Source organism: Variovorax sp. J22P240 (assembly GCF_030316855.1).
In the GTDB taxonomy this organism is placed as follows: domain Bacteria; phylum Pseudomonadota; class Gammaproteobacteria; order Burkholderiales; family Burkholderiaceae_C; genus Variovorax.
The window spans coordinates 874,251-892,886 of sequence record NZ_JASZYR010000001.1 but is presented as its reverse complement, the minus strand read 5'-3'; the positions used below and the strand labels follow the sequence as shown (position 1 = coordinate 892,886).

General features: G+C 65.5%; 22 protein-coding genes. 13 read left to right on the top strand and 9 right to left on the bottom strand.

The genetic code is table 11. The features are described 5' to 3' along the window. The first annotated feature begins 23 nt into the window (after positions 1-23). The 7 genes from dnaX (at position 24) to QTI24_RS04285 (ending at position 6,092) form a co-directional block, all read left to right on the top strand. A complete protein-coding gene (gene dnaX / locus QTI24_RS04315; protein WP_286598552.1) occupies positions 24-1,841 on the top strand; it encodes a DNA polymerase III subunit gamma/tau in 1,818 nt (605 codons plus the stop codon). A gap of 45 nt (positions 1,842-1,886) precedes the next feature. Beyond that, positions 1,887-2,219 (top strand): YbaB/EbfC family nucleoid-associated protein, encoded by a 333-nt coding sequence (locus QTI24_RS04310; RefSeq protein WP_012747441.1) that lies wholly within the window; start codon positions 1,887-1,889, stop codon positions 2,217-2,219. A 17-nt stretch (positions 2,220-2,236) separates the two neighbouring features. Further along, on the top strand, positions 2,237-2,827 hold the full coding sequence (gene recR, locus QTI24_RS04305; protein WP_286598550.1) for a recombination mediator RecR: 591 nt from the start codon (positions 2,237-2,239) through the stop codon (positions 2,825-2,827). A gap of 25 nt (positions 2,828-2,852) precedes the next feature. Further along, on the top strand, positions 2,853-3,245 hold the full coding sequence (locus QTI24_RS04300) for an MAPEG family protein (RefSeq protein WP_286598548.1): 393 nt from the start codon (positions 2,853-2,855) through the stop codon (positions 3,243-3,245). Between the two features lie 112 nt (positions 3,246-3,357). Next, positions 3,358-4,392, top strand: coding sequence for an ABC transporter substrate-binding protein (locus QTI24_RS04295; RefSeq protein WP_286598546.1), 1,035 nt, complete (start codon positions 3,358-3,360; stop codon positions 4,390-4,392). 49 nt (positions 4,393-4,441) lie between these two features. After that, positions 4,442-5,257, top strand: a complete 816-nt coding sequence (locus QTI24_RS04290) for an ABC transporter ATP-binding protein (RefSeq protein ID WP_286598544.1) — start codon at positions 4,442-4,444, stop codon at positions 5,255-5,257. 1 nt (position 5,258) lies between these two features. Further along, a complete protein-coding gene (locus QTI24_RS04285; protein ID WP_286598542.1) occupies positions 5,259-6,092 on the top strand; it encodes an ABC transporter permease in 834 nt (277 codons plus the stop codon). Positions 6,093-6,124: 32 nt separating this feature from the next. On the opposite strand, the gene QTI24_RS04280 is transcribed toward QTI24_RS04285, so the two are convergent. Both QTI24_RS04280 and gloB read right to left on the bottom strand, forming a co-directional pair. Further along, positions 6,125-7,687 (bottom strand): transglycosylase SLT domain-containing protein, encoded by a 1,563-nt coding sequence (locus tag QTI24_RS04280; protein ID WP_286598540.1) that lies wholly within the window; start codon positions 7,685-7,687, stop codon positions 6,125-6,127. Continuing rightward, positions 7,684-8,481, bottom strand: a complete 798-nt coding sequence (gene gloB / locus QTI24_RS04275; protein ID WP_286598539.1) for a hydroxyacylglutathione hydrolase — start codon at positions 8,479-8,481, stop codon at positions 7,684-7,686. The genes QTI24_RS04280 and gloB overlap by 4 nt, the downstream gene beginning before the upstream one ends. On the opposite strand from gloB, the gene QTI24_RS04270 reads away from it, so the two are divergent. Beyond that, the gene (locus QTI24_RS04270) at positions 8,480-9,247 is read left to right on the top strand and encodes a class I SAM-dependent methyltransferase (RefSeq protein WP_286598537.1); all 768 of its coding nucleotides are present in this window, start codon (positions 8,480-8,482) and stop codon (positions 9,245-9,247) included. The genes gloB and QTI24_RS04270 overlap by 2 nt on opposite strands. 17 nt (positions 9,248-9,264) lie before the next feature. Continuing rightward, positions 9,265-9,714, top strand: a complete 450-nt coding sequence (rnhA, locus tag QTI24_RS04265) for a ribonuclease HI (RefSeq protein WP_286598535.1) — start codon at positions 9,265-9,267, stop codon at positions 9,712-9,714. Between the two features lie 20 nt (positions 9,715-9,734). Here the strand turns inward: rnhA and QTI24_RS04260 are convergent, their stop codons facing one another. The 7 genes from QTI24_RS04260 to QTI24_RS04230 form a co-directional block, all read right to left on the bottom strand. Then, positions 9,735-10,217, bottom strand: a complete 483-nt coding sequence (locus tag QTI24_RS04260; protein WP_286598533.1) for a Crp/Fnr family transcriptional regulator — start codon at positions 10,215-10,217, stop codon at positions 9,735-9,737. Positions 10,218-10,246: 29 nt separating this feature from the next. Then, positions 10,247-11,563, bottom strand: a complete 1,317-nt coding sequence (moeA, locus tag QTI24_RS04255) for a molybdopterin molybdotransferase MoeA (RefSeq protein ID WP_286598532.1) — start codon at positions 11,561-11,563, stop codon at positions 10,247-10,249. Between the two features lie 13 nt (positions 11,564-11,576). Further along, the gene (mobA, locus tag QTI24_RS04250) at positions 11,577-12,227 is read right to left on the bottom strand and encodes a molybdenum cofactor guanylyltransferase MobA (protein WP_286598531.1); all 651 of its coding nucleotides are present in this window, start codon (positions 12,225-12,227) and stop codon (positions 11,577-11,579) included. Continuing rightward, positions 12,224-13,342 (bottom strand): GTP 3',8-cyclase MoaA, encoded by a 1,119-nt coding sequence (gene moaA / locus QTI24_RS04245; RefSeq protein ID WP_286598530.1) that lies wholly within the window; start codon positions 13,340-13,342, stop codon positions 12,224-12,226. Before moaA ends, mobA begins: the two co-directional genes overlap by 4 nt. 70 nt (positions 13,343-13,412) lie before the next feature. Beyond that, positions 13,413-14,174, bottom strand: coding sequence for an SDR family oxidoreductase (locus QTI24_RS04240; RefSeq protein ID WP_286598529.1), 762 nt, complete (start codon positions 14,172-14,174; stop codon positions 13,413-13,415). Positions 14,175-14,208: 34 nt separating this feature from the next. Next, positions 14,209-15,642, bottom strand: a complete 1,434-nt coding sequence (locus tag QTI24_RS04235) for an aldehyde dehydrogenase family protein (protein WP_286598528.1) — start codon at positions 15,640-15,642, stop codon at positions 14,209-14,211. Between the two features lie 48 nt (positions 15,643-15,690). Continuing rightward, positions 15,691-16,245, bottom strand: coding sequence for a peroxiredoxin (locus QTI24_RS04230; RefSeq protein ID WP_286598526.1), 555 nt, complete (start codon positions 16,243-16,245; stop codon positions 15,691-15,693). Between the two features lie 117 nt (positions 16,246-16,362). On the opposite strand from QTI24_RS04230, the gene QTI24_RS04225 reads away from it, so the two are divergent. The 4 genes from QTI24_RS04225 to QTI24_RS04215 all read left to right on the top strand — a co-directional run bounded on the left by QTI24_RS04225 (position 16,363) and on the right by QTI24_RS04215 (position 18,586). Beyond that, positions 16,363-17,940: a phospholipase D family protein gene (locus QTI24_RS04225; protein ID WP_286598525.1), complete on the top strand. Its 1,578-nt coding sequence runs from the start codon at positions 16,363-16,365 to the stop codon at positions 17,938-17,940. A 64-nt stretch (positions 17,941-18,004) separates the two neighbouring features. Continuing rightward, complete coding sequence (locus tag QTI24_RS31620) at positions 18,005-18,229, top strand: hypothetical protein (RefSeq protein WP_503011193.1); 225 nt, start codon at positions 18,005-18,007, stop codon at positions 18,227-18,229. Beyond that, positions 18,226-18,351 carry a hypothetical protein gene (locus tag QTI24_RS31615; protein WP_503011192.1) on the top strand — a complete coding sequence of 42 codons (126 nt, stop codon included), beginning with the start codon at positions 18,226-18,228 and terminating at the stop codon, positions 18,349-18,351. Before QTI24_RS31620 ends, QTI24_RS31615 begins: the two co-directional genes overlap by 4 nt. Beyond that, positions 18,344-18,586: a hypothetical protein gene (locus QTI24_RS04215; RefSeq protein WP_286598524.1), complete on the top strand. Its 243-nt coding sequence runs from the start codon at positions 18,344-18,346 to the stop codon at positions 18,584-18,586. The genes QTI24_RS31615 and QTI24_RS04215 overlap by 8 nt, the downstream gene beginning before the upstream one ends. Positions 18,587-18,636 lie beyond the last annotated feature (50 nt).

The window sequence follows — 18,636 nt, the reverse complement described above, 5'->3', positions numbered from 1 at the left end:
GGCACCCCCCCTAAAATGCGCTGATGGCCTATCTCGTGCTCGCTCGCAAACACCGTCCCAAAACCTTCAGCGAGATGGTGGGCCAGGAGCATGTCGTCCAGGCGCTCGAAAACGCGCTCACGTCGCAACGGCTGCACCACGCCTATCTTTTCACCGGGACACGCGGCGTCGGCAAGACCACGGTGTCGCGCATCCTCGCGAAGTCGCTCAACTGCCAGGGGCCCGATGGGCAGGGTGGAATCACTGCCACGCCGTGCGGCATATGCCAGGCGTGCAGGGACATCGATGCGGGCCGTTTCGTCGACTACACCGAGTTGGACGCGGCATCGAACCGCGGCGTCGACGAGGTGCAGGCGCTGCTGGAACAGGCGGTTTACAAGCCGGTGCAGGGCCGCTTCAAGGTCTTCATGATCGATGAAGTGCACATGCTCACAGGCCACGCATTCAACGCCATGCTGAAGACTCTGGAAGAGCCGCCCGAATACCTCAAGTTCGTGCTGGCCACGACCGATCCGCAGAAGGTGCCGGTCACCGTGCTCTCGCGCTGTCTGCAGTTCAACCTGCGGCCCATGGCGCCCGAAACCGTCCTCGAACACCTCACGCGCGTCCTGCAGACTGAAACCGTGCCGGCCGAGCCGCTCGCGCTGCGCCTGATCGCACGCGCCGCGCGCGGCTCGATGCGCGATGCGCTGTCGTTGACCGACCAGGCGATCGCCTTCGGCAACGGCGAACTGCTGGAGAGCGGCGTGCGGCAAATGCTGGGCAGCGTCGATCGCGGACACGTCTATCGCCTCATCGAGGCGCTGGCGCAGGGCGACGGCAAGACGGTGGTCGACACCTCCGAGGGGCTGCGCCGGGATGGTTTGTCGGCCGCGTCCACCCTTGAGGAAATGACCACTGTGCTGCAAGGCATGGCGGTGTTGCAGGCCGTGCCTTCGCGCGCGGAAGCGGTCAGCAATGCGGATCCCGACACAGCTGAAACGGCGCGGCTCGCTGCATCGATGCCCGCGGACGAGACGCAGTTGCTCTACAGCCTCTGCCTCCACGGCCGCGGCGAACTGGGGCTCGCGCCCGACGAATACGCGGCGCTCACGATGGTGCTGCTGCGCCTGCTGGCGTTCAAGCCCTCCGGCGCGGCCGGCGCGGAAAAAAAAACTCTGAATGAAGCTCGGCGGCCCGTGGTGGAATCGCCGAGCGCCGTGCCTGCGGAGCTGGTGCGGCCGTCAGCCGCGCCAACCGATTCGATGGTGCCGGTCGTCGCGTCGACCGCACCACCGGGGCATCGTTTGCCGGTCGTGGATGCGCCTTCGCTGGCAGCCTCGGCACCGCCGAGGCGCGCGCCTGCCGCCGAAGCCACACCCGTCGCCACGAAAGTGGTCGCCATGCAGGTCCGCGTGCAACCGCCGCCTGGCGCGCGAGAAGGTGAATCCGTTGCCATCTCTGCGCCGATCCAGCCGAGCGAGGAGGGCGACTTCTGGCACGCAACGGTCACGCAATTGGTCGCGGCCGAGTCCATTGCGGCGTTGTCGCGCGAACTCGCACTTCAATCCCAATTGGTGGCGCGCGACGTCGATCAGTGGCTGCTGCGCGTCGAGCGCGAATCGCTCAACCAGACGGGCAGTCGGGAGAAGCTGCAGGCTGCGCTCGCGACCCTCGGCCATGGCGTGAAAATCGCCATCGAGATTGGTGCTGTCGTCGACAGCCCGGCGCGCCGCAACAAGCACGCTGCGGACGAGCGTCAGCGCGTGGCCGAGGAGGCGATTCGCAACGATCCCGAAGTGCAGTCGATGATGCGTGACTGGGACGCGCGAATCGTTCCGGGTACGCTTCGCCCGGCCTAGTTTCATTCATTCATTCATTCTCATCAACGATCGACAGGACCAACGATGTTCAACAAAGGACAACTGGCCGGCCTCATGAAGCAGGCGCAGGCAATGCAGGACAACCTCAAGAAGGCGCAGGAAGAACTCGCCACCATCGAGGTCGAAGGCGAATCGGGCGCCGGACTCGTGAAGGTCGTGATGACGTGCAAGCACGACGTCAAGCGCATCACGATTGACCCCAGCCTGCTGGCCGACGACAAGGACATGCTCGAGGACCTGGTGGCCGCTGCTTTCAACGCTGCGGTGCGCAAGGCCGAGGAAACCAGCGAGCAGAAGATGGGCAAGCTGACCGCGGGCATGCCCGGGCTGCCCCCCGGCATGAAGCTGCCGTTCTGATGCGCCGTCTGGCCTGAATGGCTGATTCCAGCTCGCTCGATGCGCTGGTCGAAGCACTGCGGCGCCTGCCCGGCGTCGGTGCGAAATCGGCCTCGCGCATGGCCTTCCATCTGCTGCAACACGATCGCGCCGGCACGCAGATGCTGGCGCGCGCGTTGGAGCAGGCTGCGAACAATGTGCGGCATTGCGAGCGTTGCAACACCTTCACCGAGGCGCCGATCTGCAGCGTGTGCCAGGACGCGCGACGCGACGGCAGCAAGCTCTGCGTGGTCGAGACGCCGGCCGACCAGGCGGCGCTCGAACGCACCGGTGCGTTTCGCGGCTACTACTTCGTGCTCATGGGGAAGCTCAGTCCGCTCGACGGCATCGGGCCGAAGGACATCGGCCTCGCGAAGCTGTTCGAGCGCGCGCTGGACGGTACCGTCAGTGAAGTCATCCTCGCCACCAATTTCACTGCCGAGGGCGAAGCCACGGCCCATGTGATCGGCGAGGCGCTCAGGCAGCGCGGCCTGACTGTGACGCGGCTGGCGCGTGGCGTTCCGGCCGGCAGTGAACTCGAATATGTCGATCTCGGCACCATCGCGCACGCGCTGGTCGATCGGCGCTGATGAGCAACCCGGGCGAGGAGACGTCATGCATCTGCCACCCCTGACATGGGCCTACTGGTGCGTGCTGATCGCGGTATCGCTGCCCTACGTGTCGTCGTACATCGCGAAGGCCGGCGCCTTCAGCCTGAGCGACAACGAGAGGCCGCGCGAGTGGGGTGGGCGCCAGTCCGGCTGGCGCGCGCGGGCCTATGCTTCGCAGGCCAACGGCTTCGAGGGCCTGCCTTTCTTCATCGGGGCGGTCATCATTGCGCATCAACTCGGTGCGGCGCAGGAAGACATAGATCTGCTGGCGGCAGCCTACGTGGCGCTGCGCATTCTCTATATCGCGTTCTATATCGCAGGCGTTAGCGCTGCGCGAAGTGCAGTCTGGGCACTCGCGTTCCTCGTCAATATCGCGCTGCTGTTCGCAGGGCGATAGCAGTCTTCATGTTTACGTAAAAACCCGCACGGGATGTTCCCGATGCAGGCGCAGAAGTGCGCCCCTAAGCTCGATTCGAATTATTCGAACAAAGGGCCTGCGGGCGTTACTCATGCTCAATCGCCGTACCTTCACCGTTGCCGCTGCGCTGGGAGCCGCCGCCATCGGGGCGCCTCTGGTCTATGGGCAGCCGAAGCTGGAAAAGTCCAAGGTATCGATTGCAGTTGGCGGCAAGGCGGCGTTCTATTACCTGCCGCTCACCATCTCCGAGCAACTCGGCTACTTCAAGGACGAGGGACTTGATGTCGAGATCTCCGACTTCGCTGGTGGCGCACGCGCACTGCAGGCGGTCGTGGGCGGTTCTGCAGACGTCTGCTCGGGTGCTTTCGAACACACCATCAATCTGCAGGCGAAGAACCAGTACTTCCAGGCCTTCGTGCTCCAGGGCCGGGCACCGCAGATCGCGATCGGCGTCTCGACGAAGAACATGCCGGGCTACATGAACATCGCCGATCTCAAGGGCAAGAAGATCGGCGTGTCGGCGCCTGGCTCATCCACCAACATGGTCGCCAATCTCGTGCTCTCGCGCGGCGGTCTGAAGGCCAGCGATGTGAGCTACATCGGCGTGGGCGTTGCCGCCGGCGCGTTGACGGCGCTGCGCTCGGGGCAGATCGACGCGATCAGCAACACCGACCCGGTGATGACGATGCTCGAGCAGAAGGGCGACGTGAAGATCATCAGCGACACCCGCACGCTCAAGGGCACGCAGGAGGTATTTGGCGGACTCATGCCAGCTGCCTGTCTCTATGCGTCCTCGGAATTCATCCAGAAGCATCCGAACACGTGCCAGGCCATGGCCAATGCCATCGTGCACGGCCTCAAGTGGCTGCAGACGGCGGGGCCGGGCGACATCATCAAGACGGTGCCGGAAACCTACCTGCTGGGAGACCGTGCGCTGTACCTCGCTTCCTTCGACAAGGTGCGCGAAGCGATCGCGACCGACGGGCTGGTGCCGGCCGAGGGGCCGAAGACCGCGCTCACCGCGATCGCGAGCTTCGATCCCACGGTCAAGCCCGAAAAGATCGACCTGTCGAAGCTCTACACCAACGATTTTGCGCGCCGCGCCAAGGACAGGTTCAAAGCCTGACCTCGACGTCCCGCAACCCGGCTCCGGCCGGGTTTTTTCTTGCAACGCCATGGCCGACTACGCGCTCGAACTTCTCGACATCAGCTGCACCTTCCGCTCGAAGGACGATCACAGCCAGCGCTTCACCGCCGTCTCCGGCACCACGCTGCGCATCCGCGATGGCGAGTTCGTATCGGTGGTCGGGCCCACGGGCTGCGGCAAATCGACGCTGCTCAATGTGGGCGCTGGGCTGCTGGAGCCGTCGTCAGGGGAGATCAAGGTATTCGGGCAATCGCTCGTCGGCATCAACACGCGCGCCGGCTACATGTTCCAGACGGAAGCCCTGATGCCATGGCGCAGCGCGCTGGACAACGTGATGGTGGGCCTGCAGTACCGCGGCGTTCCCGATGCGCAGGCGCGCGCGCAGGCGGAAGAATGGCTTGCCCGGGTCGGGCTTCGCGGCTTCGGCGACCGTTATCCGCACCAGCTCTCCGGCGGCATGCGCAAGCGAACGGCGCTCGCGCAGGTGCTGGCCCTGGACCCGGACATCATCCTCATGGACGAGCCCTTCAGCGCCCTGGACATCCAGACGCGGCAGTTGATGGAGAACGAGGTGCTGGATCTGTGGGCCGCGAAGAAGAAGGCGGTGCTTTTCATCACGCACGATCTCGATGAGGCCATCGCCATGAGCGACCGCGTCGTGGTCCTCTCTGCCGGCCCGGCGACCCGTCCGATCGGCGAGTTCGCCATCGACCTCGCACGGCCGCGCGACGTGGCCGAGGTCCGCACGCACCCGCGCTTTGTCGAACTGCATACGCAGATATGGAACGTGCTGCGTGACGAAGTATTGAAAGGCTACGCGCAGCAACTCAGGAAGGCGGCGTGAAATGAGCTTTCGGCCGAGCGAAAGCAATGCGCGCTTCTGGCAGATCACGGTCCTCATCGCGCTGCTGGTGGCTTGGCACGTGGCGTCTCGCAATCAGCAGTTCGCGTTCTTTCTGGGCGAGCCGATCCAGGTCGCCGGGCGCATCTGGAGCTGGTTCATGCCGGTCGCCATCCCGCCGAATCCGTTGTTTCCCGATGGCCTGCCTGGCAATGCCGACATCTACCGCCACCTCGGAACGACGCTGCTCGAAACCGTGCTGGCTTTCGTGATCGGTACGTTGCTGGGACTCGCCTGCGGCCTCTGGCTCGCATTGGCGCCGACAGCGAGCCTGGTCTTCGATCCCTATATCAAGGCCGCAAATTCGATGCCCCGAGTGATCCTGGCGCCGATCTTCGCGCTGTGGTTCGGCCTGGGCATTTGGAGCAAGGTTGCGCTCGCAGTCACCCTGGTGTTCTTCATCGTCTTCTTCAACGTGTACCAGGGCGTGCGAGAGGTGAGTCCGGTGGTGTTGGCCAATGCACGCATGCTCGGCGCGAACCAGCGGCAGTTGTTGCGCACGGTGTACCTGCCGAGCGCGACCAGTTGGGTGTTCTCGAGCCTGCACACCTCGGTCGGTCTGGCCTTCGTAGGCGCAGTGGTGGGCGAGTACCTGGGGTCGGCGCGCGGGGTCGGCTACCTGATCCTGCAGGCGGAGGGCACCTTCGACGTCAACACCGTGTTCGCGGGCATCGTGGTGCTGACGGCGTTTGCGCTCGTACTCGACGGCATCGTCGGAGTCCTCGAAAAGCGCCTCATGAAGTGGCAGCCGCGCAGTGGAGAAACCGAGAAGCTCTGAGGCCGGCCCCGACGCCGGCCGCCGGCCTTGCTTCAGCGCTTCTTCTTCGACGGCGTGCCGCCGCGCTGTTCGCGCGCGACCTGGGTGGACGAGCTCTTGGAGACCTTGGTGGGCGTGCTCTTCGATACGACGCTCGTGCTCTTGAGAACTGGCGCCCCACGCGCGTGCGTCGCGCCCGTCCCGACGCTCACCGAGCGCGCGGCCCTGACCGGGAGGTACACCACTACGTTGAAGCCCTTCTGGAAGGAATGGGTCTGCTTGACATCATTCCACTCGGCGACGCTCGCCGGACTCAGCTTGTAGCGGCGGGCGATGCTCGCGACGCTGTCCGTTCGGCCGGCCTTCACCACCGTGCGGCGTGTGACGATCTCGGGCTGGAAGCTCAGCTGACCGGTGTCCGCGACCACCGCCGCGACGTCTTCCTGCACGCGTGCGCTGCGCGGCACGATGAGCGTCGAGCCCGCCTTGATGAGCATCCGGGGTGGCACGCTGTTGATCGCACGAAGGTCGACTTCGCTCATGCCGGAGCGCTGGGCTGCATCGGCAACGGTCATGGTCGTGGGCACGGTCCAGGCGGTCCAGCTCGCGTATTGGCCTTGCGAATAGGCTTCGAAGTTGCGCTGGAAGACGGCGGCGTTGTCCCACGGCAGCAGGATTTCCGGCGTGCCTGCGGCGAGCAACACCGGCTTGTGCGCCGAGGGGTTGAGTGCGCGGAAGTCCTCGATCTTCACGTCCGCCAGCTTGGCCGCCAGTGTCACATCGAGGTCGCGCTTGAGCGCGACGGTCTGAAAGTAGGGGTGGTTGGCGATGAGCGGCAGATCGGCGTTGAAGCGCTCCGGATTCGCGACGATGTTCTTGACCGCCTGCAGCTTGGGCACGTACATCCGCGTTTCGGCCGGCATCGAGAGGTCGGTGTAGGTGGCCGGCAGGCCGGCGCGCTGGTTCTTGGCGATGGCGCGGCCTACGTTGCCTTCGCCCCAGTTGTAGGCTGCAAGCGCCAGTTGCCAGTCGCCGAACATGCCGTAGAGCTTCTGCAGGTAGTCGAGTGCAGCGCGCGTGGAGGCGACCACGTCGCGCCGGTCGTCGCGGAAAATATTCTGCTTGAGGTCGAAGTCGGTGCCGGTCGCCGGCATGAATTGCCACATGCCCGCCGCGCGTGCGCTGGACACCGCCTGCGGATTGAAGGCGCTCTCGATGTACGGGAGCAGCGCGATCTCGGTCGGCATGTCGCGACGTTCGAGTTCCTCGACGATGTGGAAGATGTAGCGGCTCGAGCGCTCGGTCATGCGCTGCATGTAGTCGGGCCGGCTCGCATACCACTGCTCCCGGTCACGCACGAGATCACTGTCGAGGTTGGGCATCTTGAAGCCGCGGCGGATGCGGTCCCACATGTCGGTGGGCGGGGCGAGTGTCACGACGGCGCGCGACTTCGTGTCGCCCGAGGTGATGGGCGTCAGCGCACCGCCCGGATACACCGGGGCCGCGCTGCTTGACGCAGCGCTCGACGTGTCCGTGCTGGGCGAGGAACCCGTACCGGTGGCGCAGCCTGCGAGGAAGAGGGAGCCCGCAAGGCAGGCGGCAACGATAAATTTCATCGAAAGTCGTTTTTCCATTGGCGCAGCGCGGCGAACACCTCGGTCTCCGCGGCTTGTACTGACAGGCCGGCGTGAGCGTGGACCGCTCGACTGACAGTGGCTTCGCGGCTGCGAAGAAAGGGATTGATGAGGCGCTCGGTCGATAGCTGCGAAGGCAGCGTCGGTTCGCCGCGCGCGCGCAGTGCTTCGCACCGCGTCATGTACTGAGCGAGATCGGCGTTGCCCGGTTCCACCGCACGCGCGAATCTCAGGTTAGCAAGTGTGTATTCGTGGGTGCAGCATACGCGCGTGTTACCTGGCAGCGCGGCGAGCGCGTCGAGCGAGGCCAGCATTTGCGCGGGCGTGCCTTCGAAAAGGCGGCCGCAGCCGCCCGAGAACAGCGTGTCCCCGCAAAAGACCAGAGGGGCGAGATCGCCCGCTGCCGCATTGTGCGGACCGGCCGGCAGAAAGTACGCGATATGGCCGGCCGTATGGCCGGGCACGTCGATCACATCGAAGCGCAGGCCGAGCACGTCGGCATGGTCGCCGTGCGACAGGCGTGCGTAGGGCTCCGGAATGCGCTCGCGGGCAGGGCCGAAGACCGGCGCGCCGGTGGCTTCGTGCAACGCTGCCACGCCACCCGTGTGATCGGCGTGATGGTGCGTGACTAGAATCGCGGCCAGTTGCAGATTGCCGCGCTCCAGTGCATCAAACACCGGCACGGCATCCCCTGGGTCGACCACGATCGCGTTGCGCCCGTCCTGCAGCATCCAGATGTAGTTGTCGGCAAAGGCAGGCAGCGGAACGAGGGTCATGAGCGGTCAAATTATAGGTTTGCATGATTGGTTCGAGACCCCCCCAGGCCGCTATCTGCTGGACTGGGAGCAGGCGCAATTCGACCAGGCGGTGGCCGACGTGTTCGGGTATCACGCGTTGCAGTTGGGCCTGGCCGAGGTCGAGGGGCTTCGGACCAACCGCATGCCGCATCGCTGGCTGGCCTTGTCCGACCCCGCGATGCCGGGGCGGAGCGCGCTCGTAACCGATTTCTCGGCCTTGCCTTTTCCCGCCAACAGCCTCGACCTGGTCGTGCTGCCGCACACTCTCGAACTCAGCCTCGATCCGCATGCAACGCTGCGCGAGGTCGAGCGGGTGCTGGTGCCTGAAGGCCGCGTCGTCATATCTGGCCTGAATCCCGCGAGCCTTTGGGGCATGCGGCAGCGTCGCGCGCACCTGTACCGGCGGCTTGGATTCGGCGAGCTCTTCCTGCCGGAGGCCGGCGATTTCATCGGCTATCGGCGCATGCGCGACTGGCTGCGGCTGTTGAGCTTCGAGGTCGAATCCGGACGCTTCGGCGTCTACCGGCCGGCGGTGCGCAGCGAGGCATGGCTGGACCGTTGCCGCTGGTTCGACAAGGCCGGCGAGCGCTGGTGGCCCATTTTCGGCGCGGTTTATTTTCTGGTGGCGGTCAAGCGGGTGCGCGGCCTGCGGCTGCTGAGCGCCGATTGGCGCCGAGCCGCCTCGCGTGCCAGCGCCCCCGTCCCGATCGCAGGCAAGATGCACCGCGACACCACTCATCGATAGCAAGAAGGAAACGGTTTTTGAACGAAGTACAGATCTACACCGACGGCGCCTGCAAGGGAAACCCCGGCCCAGGCGGTTGGGGCGCATGGCTCAAGTCGGGCGCCACCGAGAAGGAGCTTTTCGGCGGCGAGCTCAACACCACCAACAACCGCATGGAACTGCAGGCGGTCATCGAAGGGCTGGGCGCGCTCAAGCGCCCGTGCAAGGTCACGCTCTACCTGGACAGCCAGTACGTGCGCATGGGCATCACCGAATGGATCCGCGGCTGGAAGGCCAAAGGCTGGCGCACCTCGACCAAACAGCCGGTCAAGAACGTCGAACTGTGGCAGCAACTCGACAAGTTGGTGGCGGAAGGCGGACACCAGATCGAATGGCGCTGGGTAAAGGGGCACTCGGGCGATCCGGGCAACGAGCGCGCGGATGCGCTGGCCAACAAGGGCGTGGAGAGGGCGTTGGGGCGGATCTGAGGTCGGTCCGCAGGGGCGCACTAGATTCGCTCAGGCGTCTCCACCGATTCGCCCATGCTGGCCCGGAACAGCAAGTCGTCCGTGATCCGAAGGCGCCGGCTCATTTCGCGGCCGATGTTCATTTGGATGAGCGCGAACTGCTCGACGTCGCGCTCGAACAGCCGATAAAGGTTGGCCGACGAGAGTTCGATGGCGCTGCAATCTTCCGCGGCGCGGACCGAGGCGCTGCGCGGGAAAAGATCCAGCAGGGCCATTTCGCCGAAGCAGTCGCCCCGACCGAGCCGCCGCAGGAGCAGGTCGTGGCCTTGCCAGCTCTTGGAGACCGTGACGCGCCCGCTCTCGAGCACGTACATTCCGCTGGCCGGATCGTTCTCGTGGAAGAAGAAACCACCCGCCGGGACTTTGACCACCGGTGCCGGCGCCAGCAAAAACTCGATGGTCTCAGCGCCGATGGCGCCGAAGATGGGCATCTGCTGCATCAACTCGATTCTGGCTGCGAGCATCGCAACTCCTGGGGTCGGGGTCGACGACCTTACACCACACCGTCGAACATCATCACGTCGACGGAATCGCCCGCTGCCACGCTGCCTTGTTCGTGGTGCAGCACGACCAGTCCGTTCGCCTCGACCATGGAACTGAGCACGCCGGAACCCTGATTGCCGGCGATGCGCACCATAGGCAACTGCCCCGGCACGGCCTGCACGCGGCCGCGCTGGTATTCGGTGCGGCCGGGCTTCTTGCGGATCGGATCGACGCTCGTGGCGCGCAGCAACGGTGGCGGCGCGGAGCATGTGGCGTTGCAGCCCATCATCCGCAACAGGGCGGGGCGCACGAAGGCGAGGAAGGTGACCATCACCGCAACCGGGTTGCCTGGAAGGCCGAAAAGCACCGCAGGTCCGCGCACATCCCCTTCCGTCGGAATGAGGCCGACGGCCATGGGGCGACCGGGCCGCATGGCGACCCGCCAGAACGCCATGTCGCCGAGCCGCTGCATGACGGCTCGGGTGTGGTCGGCTTCACCGACGCTGACGCCGCCACTGGTGATGATCGCGTCGGCTTCGCTGGCGGCGCGGCGCAGTGCGGATTCGAGCGTTGCCGGGTCGTCGCGCACCAGTCCGAGGTCGATCACCTCGCAACCCAGCCGCGTGAGCAGCCCGAAGACGGTGTAGCGGTTGCTGTCGTACACCGCGCCTTCGCGCGGCACCTCGCCCAGGCTCAGGATCTCGTCTCCAGTGGAGAAGTACGCGACGCGCAGGCGGCGCATCACCGGCACCATCGGCAGCCCGAGGCTGGCGACCATGCCCAGCGCCGCAGGTGAGATGATTTCGCCCCGCTGCAATGCGGGCCTGCCTTGCATCAGGTCTTCGCCAGCGAGCCGCCGGTTGTCGCCGCGGCGCAGTGCTTTGGCGGGGAAACGCACAGCATCGCCTTCGACCTGGCAGAACTCCTGCGGAATGACCGTGTCGAGACCGGCCGGCATCATCGCGCCGGTCATGATCTTCACGGCGTCTCCGGCAGCCAGCGTGCCGCGCCAGGCAGCGCCGGCGAGGGCCGTGCCGACCACGCGCAGGCTCACCGAGGCGTCATCGGCGGCAGGCGCTGCGTCGAGCAAAGAGCCGTCGAATGCAAATCCATCCATCGCCGAGTTGTCGTGCGGGGGAACGCTCACCGGCGAAATGACGTCCTCCGCCAGCACGCGGCCCAGTGCGTCGCGCAGCGCGATGCGTTCGCTTTCGGTGACGATGGCGGGCTCGGCCAGGCGGGCCAGGAAGGCCTGCACGGCATCGACGCCGAGGGCCTTGGGGTCGTAGCCAGCCAATGCGGCGGCGATGTCGGCAATGCGGCTCATGAGAGGGAAGAAATCAGGGGCGCTGGCCTTCGAGCGCGTGGAGTTCGGCCAGGGTGTTCGCGTTGTAGAACGCATCGGGCGCGTCGCCTGGTCGGTCGAAGGGCACCAGCACCGTTCGGTGTTGCGCGGTCCACTTGTCGATCTTGCGGCCACCGCCCTGGGTGAAGCGCACCAGGCTTTCAAGCAGGGTGGCGCTGAGGAGGCAGAACACGGGTTGGGGACGCAGCACGGTCGCGCCGCCGGGTTCGTCGGCGGTTTCCTGCGCGTTGACCATGGCGATCTCGGCGCCGTCAGCCACAAGGGCATCCGCCAGACGGCCGGCAAGGTCGAACGGGAACAGCGGCGTGTCGCACGGCACAGTCAGCAGATAGGGTGTTTCGCAGCGCTCCAGACCGGTCAGGAAGCCTGCGAGCGGGCCCGCATAGTCCGCCAGGCCATCCGGCCAGACTGGTACGCCGAAAGATTCGTAGGCCGACAGGTTGCGGTTGGCGTTGACCATCATCTCGCCGACCTGCATGCCGAGTCGCAGCACTGCATTCAGGGCGAGCGGTGTTCCATTGAAATTCTGCAGGCCTTTGTCGACGCCGCCCATGCGCGAACCGCGCCCGCCGGCGAGCACGAGCCCGGTGATGTCGCTGGCGGCGATGGCGTGCGACGCGCTCATCCGCCGATGTAGCTCATTTCGACGCGGCGCGGTGCGCCTGCATCGGTATCGGGCTCGCGCAATGCGCGAAGCTCGGAATATCGGTCGGAGCGCCCCTGCCAGACATGGCCGATCTCGGTCGTGATCTGCGCATCGTCGGCACCGCCGCGCAGCAGCGGACGCAGGTCATGGCCCATGCTGGCGAAGAGGCAGAGATAGAGCTTGCCCTCCGTCGACAGGCGCGCCCTGCTGCAGTCGTGGCAGAAGGCCTGGGTCACGCTGCTGATCACCCCGATCTCGCCGCCACCGTCCGCATAGGCCCAGCGCTGCGCCGTTTCGCCGGGCGCGCTGGCCTCGAGCGGCGAGAGCGGGAATTCCCCGGCGATTCGACGAATCACCTCGGCCGACGGCAGCACTTCGTCCATGCGCCAGCCATTGGTCGCGCCGACGTCCATGTATTCGATGAAGCGCAGCACCACGCCCGTGCCGCGAAAGTGCCGCGCCATCGGGAGGATTTCCTGCTCGTTCGTGCCGCGCTTGACGACCATGTTGACCTTGATCGGGCCGAGCCCGGCAGCGTGCGCGGCCTCGATGCCCGCGAGCACTTCGGCCACCGGGAAGTCGACGTCGTTCATGCTGCGGAACACGGTGTCGTCCAGGCCATCGAGGCTGACGGTCACGCGCTGCAGACCGGCGGCCTTGAGTGCAGCGGCCTTGCGTTTGAGAAGTGACCCATTGGTGGTCAGCGTGAGGTCCAGCGGCTGGCCGTCAGGCGTGCGCAGCGCGGCGAGTTGTTCGATCAGGACCTCGAGGTTCTTGCGCAACAGCGGTTCGCCGCCAGTGAGGCGGATCTTGCGCACGCCGTGCGACGCAAAAATGCGCGCAAGGCGCGTGATTTCCTCGAAGCTCAGCAACGCGCTGTGGGGCAGGTACTCGTAGTCCTTGTCGAAGACTTCCTTGGGCATGCAATAGCTGCAGCGGAAGTTGCACCGGTCGGTCACGCTGATGCGCAAGTCGGTCAGCGGGCGGGCCAGCCGGTCGAGCAATGCGCCGGTGGCCGGAACCACGCTTGCAGCCGACGGCGTCGTGCGACGGACGCGGCCGATCTCGGAGACAGGGACGACATGCTTGGTCATGGGGTGGAGCAATTTAACCCATCGCCCGCTCGGACGACCATTCGGAGTTACATGACCACGGCAGCGTCAGCTACACGCAGCGCGCGCCGTCGACCTCGATGCAGACGCCGCTGATGAACGACGCCTCGTCGCTCGCGAGGTAGAGGGCCGCGTTGGCAACGTCGAGCGCGGTCGAGAAACGGCCCAACGGAATGGTGGCGCGGAACTTGGCCTTGCGTTCCTCGGTGACCGGCCCGCCGGCAAATTCGGCAGCGAGCCCGGTGTCGGGGTTGAAGACCGGGTTGATGCAGTTCACGCGAATGTTGTCTGGCCCGAGTTCGGCGGCGAGCGACTTGCTGGTGGTGATCACCGCGCCCTTCGAGCCGTTGTACCAGGTGAGCCCAGGGCGCGGACGCACGCCGGCGGTCGATGCGATGTTGATGAACGATCCGCCGCCATTGGCGCGGAATGCCGGCACGGCATGGATGGTCGACAGGTAGATGCTCTTCACGTTGACCGAATAGCAGCGATCGAATTCGTCCTCGCTCACTTCGAGCGCCGGCCGGTTGCGGTGCGTCCAGCCGGCGTTGTTGACCATCACGTCGAGCTTGCCGTGGCGCTCGATCGCGGCATCGACCAGTGCCTTGACCTCGGCCGACTTCGTGACGTCCGCTGCGAAGAAAGAGGCACGGCCGCCGGCGCGCAGGATCGCCTCGACCACCTGTTCGCCGAGCGCCGTGTTGATGTCGTTCACGACCACTTGCGCGCCCTCGGCCGCCAGGCGCTTCGCGATGCCTTCGCCGATGCCGCCGCCGGCACCGGTCACGATGATGGATTTGTCCTTGACTCGCATTGGTTCTGTCTCCGTTTGAATTTGATGTGTCTGGTCAGCCGTGCTTGATGGCGACCGTCTTGAGTGTGGTGAACCCGTAGAGCGCCTCGAAGCCCTTTTCGCGGCCATAGCCCGAGGACTTGACGCCGCCGAAGGGCAGTTCGACGCCGCCGCCCGCGCCGTAGTTGTTGATGAACACCTGGCCACTCTTCACGCGCTTGGCCATGCGGAACTGGCGCGCGCCGTCGTTCGTCCAAATGCCGGCGACGAGGCCGAATTGCGTGGCGTTGGCGAGCTCTACCGCCTCGTCCTCGTCGCAGAACGACATCGCGGCCAGGACGGGGCCAAACACTTCTTCCTGTGCAAGGCGGTGGTCCACCGGCACGTCGCGCAGCAGCGTGGGCGCCTGGTAGAAGCCGGTTTCGGGCGCTTCGTCGACCACCACGCCGGTCGCCACCATCGGGATGCCGGCGACCTGGGCGTCGGACAGGAAGTCCCACACGCGCTGCTGCTGCGTCTGGCGGATGAGCGGACCGACGTCCAGGTCCATCGCCGCGGGGCCGACACGCAGCGCCTCGAAGGCATGGCCGAGGCGTTCGAGCAGCGGCTCGTAGATGCTCTGCTCGATCAGCACGCGCGAGCCGGCGGAGCAGGTCTGTCCGGCGTTCTGCACGATCGCGTTGATCAGCACGGGGATGGCGGCACCGAGGTCGGCATCCGCAAAGACGATTTGCGGGCTCTTGCCGCCAAGCTCGAGCGTGACGGGGCAATGTCGCTCGGCCGCGACCTGCTGGATCAGCGTGCCGACCTTGGGACTGCCGGTGAAGCTGATGTGGTCGATGCCCTCGTGCCGGGCGAGTGAGTCGCCGACTTCATGGCCGTAGCCGGTCACGATGTTGAGCGCGCCGGGCGGAAAGCCGACCTCTGCCGCCAATTGCGCCACGCGGATCAGCGAGAGGCAGGCGTCTTCCGATGGCTTGACCACGCACACGTTGCCAGCAGCCAGCGCGCCGCCCACGCTGCGCCCGAAGATCTGCATCGGGTAGTTCCACGGAATGATGTGGCCGGTGACGCCGTGCGGCTCGCGCCAGGTGAAGACGCTGTAGCCGTCCTGGTAGGGAATGGTCTCGCCATGCAGCTTGTCGCAGGCCCCGGCATAGAACTCGAAGTACCGCACCAGTGCCAGCGCATCGGCACGGGCCTGCTTGACGGGCTTGCCGCAGTCGCGCTGCTCGATGAGGGCGAGTTCGTCGGTGTGCTCGGCGATCTTCTGCGAAAGCCGGTACAGCAGCCGGCCGCGGTCGGCCGCGCTGACCTTGTGCCAGGTCGTCTCGAAGCAGTGGCGCGCGGCGCGCACGGCGGCATCGATGTCGGCGGCATTGCTGCGTTGCAGCTCGTCGAAGGTCTGACCGTCGGATGGGTCGATCACCGGCAGCGTGCGGCCGGACGAGGAGGCAACGCTTTCGTTGCCGATGTAGTTGAGTTGCATGGGGGAAATCTTAGCGACCTCCCGCCACGTTGCCGGGACGATCGGGGCTTAACGCGTCGCGGTTGTCTTCGACAAGGCGCGGATCGCGTTCAGCATGCGCTCCACGTGCTTGTCCGGGTTCAGGTTCTGATAGAAGTACGCGACGTTGCCATTGGGCGCGATCACGTAAGAGAGCCGGTTGGCGAAATCGGGCCGCGTCTGCATCACCGCATCGAAGCCCTGTATGACCGTCTTGGACTGGTCGGACGCCACGGGGAAGCGGCTTTGGCACGCCTTGACCGAGAACTTGGCGAGCGTGTCGATGTCGTCTGCGGAAACGCCGATGACCGTGGCGCCCAGTGCGGTGAACTGGTCGATCGCCTCCGCGAAGGCGTGCGCCTCGATGGAGCAGTCATTGGAATCCGCCGCGGGAAAAAAGTACACGACCACTGGACCCTTGGCGAGTGCGTCGGCGAGCGAATAGCGGAAGGTCTTGCCGCCGAGCGCTGCCGTGGCCGTGAACTTCGGCACCGGGTCGCCGATGTCGAGCGCGGCGAGGGCGGGTGTCGCCATGGCCGCTGCCCATGCAAGCAAGGTCGCGCGCGCGAAGATCGATAGCATCATGATGTAACCCCGGGTGACGGCGATTCGAATTCTAGGACTGGAGGTCGCACCGGGCGCGGGCCAAACCAAATCGTCGTCGTGCGCGTATATCAATCTGATCAACGAGGGGAACACCAGATGAAACCAGTCGCGACCCGTCTGGTGCGATGGGTGCTGATGCTTGCCGCGATCGCGTTGCTGGGCGCCTGCGGTTCGCTTCCGGTGGCGCCCGAGCGGCCGGTCGAAGTCGCGACACGGCCCGACGCGGCGACCCGGCTGGCGAAGATCGTGGCCGACTCAACGCCGCCGGGTGAGCATTCCGGCTTTCGCCTGATGCCGCTGGGCGTGTATTCGCTCGATGCACGCATCCAGTTGGCGAAGCGAGCGCAGGTATCGCTGGTCGTCCAGTACTACCAGCTCGAGAACGATGCCACCGGAAGGCTGCTGATGCGCGCACTGCGCGAGGCTGCGGCGCGCGGTGTGAGGGTGCGTCTGCTGGTGGACGACCTCTATACCGCCAAGAGCCAGCAGCCGCTGCTCGCTCTCGCGCAGACGCCGAATGTGGAGGTTCGGCTCTTCAACCCCTTCTGTTGTGGGCGTGATGGCTTCGTGTCGCGCTTCGCTGCGTCGCCGCATGAGATCGCACGGCTCAACCACCGCATGCACAACAAGCTTTTCATCGCTGACGGCGCGATGGCAGTGGTGGGCGGCCGCAACATTGCGGACGAGTATTTCGTGCTCAGCGAGGCGCAGAACTTCATCGACATGGATGCGCTGGTGGTCGGCAAGGTGGTGAGAGAGCTCGAACTGATCTTCGACGCCTACTGGAACGCCGAGCAGGTGTGGCCGATCCAGGAGATCGTGAGAGGCGAGGGCGGTCGAAAGCCCGGGCCGGAAGACTTCGACAACTGGATCGGGATGAGTTCGATGCCACCGAAGATCGAGCTGCCGCCCTCCGACATCCTCGGCTATGGTCCGATCAGCGAAGAGCTGGACGCCGGGCGCATGGGGCTGCTGTGGGGCGAGGCGCATGCCGTCGCTGATCCGCCGAGCAAGCCCAAGTACATGACTGCGGACGAGGCGCTGTCCACCAGCGTCACCATGAAAGTCTGGGAGCTGCTGCTCGACGCAAAAAAAGAGGTGGACCTGACTTCGCCCTACCTGGTGCCGGGCGAGAAGGGGATGGCCGCCTTCGACGATCTTTCCCGGCGCAAGGTGAAGCTGACGCTGCTCACCAATTCGCTGGCCGCCAACGACGAGCCGCTGGTGCATACCGGCTACGTACGCTATCGCCAGCGGTTGCTCCTCAGCGGCGCGGACCTCTACGAATTGAGCCCAGCGCGGACCACGGCCAACGAGCGTTTCGGCTCCTTTGGCACCTCGCTCGGCCGCCTGCATGCCAAGACGGCGGCCATCGACCGGCAGCGCATCTTCATCGGGTCGATGAACCTGGATCCGCGCTCGGCGACGCAGAACACCGAAATGGGCGTGGTGGTCGACAGCCCGCAGCTCGCGCGGGAAATGCTCCGGGTGATCAACATCAGCAAGTTGCAGAACTCTTACCGCCTGCGCCTCTCAAAGGAAACCGGCGCGGTCGAATGGCTTAGCACCGACGGAGAGAAGGAGATCATCCTGACGGTCGAGCCGGAGTCGGGCTTCTTTTTGCGCTTCTACAACAAGCTGATTGCGCCGATCGTTCCTGAAATGCTGTTGTAATCCCCGGTTGGTGCAACTGCGTGCTTCCCCTTGCAATTGACCTTCATCGCCCCACATGCTGCCCATGAACGCTACTCAAACCCCTGCGCACAAGACAGACCTCGCTGTGACGCATGTGCTCGCCCAGCTCCTCGAGCGGCTCGAACACAGCGCCGTGCCGGTGGGCGCCGAGCAATATCGCTCCGTCGTGATGCACCTGGTGGAGGAATTTCGCGATGTCGAGCCGGGCGCCCAACTCGGCCAATTGCTGGATGCCTATCCCGCGCCGCGGAGGTGTACGAAAACATGAATTACCAATTTGCCGGGCTCTGCCGCTCGGCGCTGGATACGTCTTTGTCGGCCGAATTGGCTGCCAAGTCCGCGATTGAACGCGCCATGCGTGGCGCAGGACCGGAAGCCGACCATGAGTAAAGCCGAGGTCAAGACGGCCGTTGTGGCGGACGGCCTCCGTTACAAGGCCAAGGCGCCGGGATCACCGTTTCGCGCCTCGGCATCGTTCAGCGGGGCGACGATGTCCTGCTTCATGTGCGGCAAGCACCGCGTGCGATCGCAGATGCGGACGCGGCAGCTACTGGGCAAGTCGCAAACGGTCTGCGCGCCGACCTGCAAGGCGCTCGACGAATTGGTCGAAGCCGGGGGGGCCTGACCCCGTTCGGCGTCGCCGAATTGGCGGCGCGAAGCGCACCTGGAGCGCCG

Coding starts and splice junctions, on each gene's coding strand:
- dnaX (WP_286598552.1), top strand. CDS start 24: ATGGCCTATCTCGTGCTCGCTCGCAAACACCGTCCCAAAACCTTCAGC.
- QTI24_RS04310 (WP_012747441.1), top strand. CDS start 1,887: ATGTTCAACAAAGGACAACTGGCCGGCCTCATGAAGCAGGCGCAGGCA.
- recR (WP_286598550.1), top strand. CDS start 2,237: ATGGCTGATTCCAGCTCGCTCGATGCGCTGGTCGAAGCACTGCGGCGC.
- QTI24_RS04300 (WP_286598548.1), top strand. CDS start 2,853: ATGCATCTGCCACCCCTGACATGGGCCTACTGGTGCGTGCTGATCGCG.
- QTI24_RS04295 (WP_286598546.1), top strand. CDS start 3,358: ATGCTCAATCGCCGTACCTTCACCGTTGCCGCTGCGCTGGGAGCCGCC.
- QTI24_RS04290 (WP_286598544.1), top strand. CDS start 4,442: ATGGCCGACTACGCGCTCGAACTTCTCGACATCAGCTGCACCTTCCGC.
- QTI24_RS04285 (WP_286598542.1), top strand. CDS start 5,259: ATGAGCTTTCGGCCGAGCGAAAGCAATGCGCGCTTCTGGCAGATCACG.
- QTI24_RS04280 (WP_286598540.1), bottom strand. CDS start 7,687: ATGAAATTTATCGTTGCCGCCTGCCTTGCGGGCTCCCTCTTCCTCGCA.
- QTI24_RS04270 (WP_286598537.1), top strand. CDS start 8,480: ATGAGCGGTCAAATTATAGGTTTGCATGATTGGTTCGAGACCCCCCCA.
- gloB (WP_286598539.1), bottom strand. CDS start 8,481: ATGACCCTCGTTCCGCTGCCTGCCTTTGCCGACAACTACATCTGGATG.
- QTI24_RS04260 (WP_286598533.1), bottom strand. CDS start 10,217: ATGCTCGCAGCCAGAATCGAGTTGATGCAGCAGATGCCCATCTTCGGC.
- moeA (WP_286598532.1), bottom strand. CDS start 11,563: ATGAGCCGCATTGCCGACATCGCCGCCGCATTGGCTGGCTACGACCCC.
- mobA (WP_286598531.1), bottom strand. CDS start 12,227: ATGAGCGCGTCGCACGCCATCGCCGCCAGCGACATCACCGGGCTCGTG.
- moaA (WP_286598530.1), bottom strand. CDS start 13,342: ATGACCAAGCATGTCGTCCCTGTCTCCGAGATCGGCCGCGTCCGTCGC.
- QTI24_RS04240 (WP_286598529.1), bottom strand. CDS start 14,174: ATGCGAGTCAAGGACAAATCCATCATCGTGACCGGTGCCGGCGGCGGC.
- QTI24_RS04235 (WP_286598528.1), bottom strand. CDS start 15,642: ATGCAACTCAACTACATCGGCAACGAAAGCGTTGCCTCCTCGTCCGGC.
- QTI24_RS04230 (WP_286598526.1), bottom strand. CDS start 16,245: ATGATGCTATCGATCTTCGCGCGCGCGACCTTGCTTGCATGGGCAGCG.
- QTI24_RS04225 (WP_286598525.1), top strand. CDS start 16,363: ATGAAACCAGTCGCGACCCGTCTGGTGCGATGGGTGCTGATGCTTGCC.
- QTI24_RS31620 (WP_503011193.1), top strand. CDS start 18,005: ATGAACGCTACTCAAACCCCTGCGCACAAGACAGACCTCGCTGTGACG.
- QTI24_RS31615 (WP_503011192.1), top strand. CDS start 18,226: ATGAATTACCAATTTGCCGGGCTCTGCCGCTCGGCGCTGGATACGTCT.
- QTI24_RS04215 (WP_286598524.1), top strand. CDS start 18,344: ATGAGTAAAGCCGAGGTCAAGACGGCCGTTGTGGCGGACGGCCTCCGT.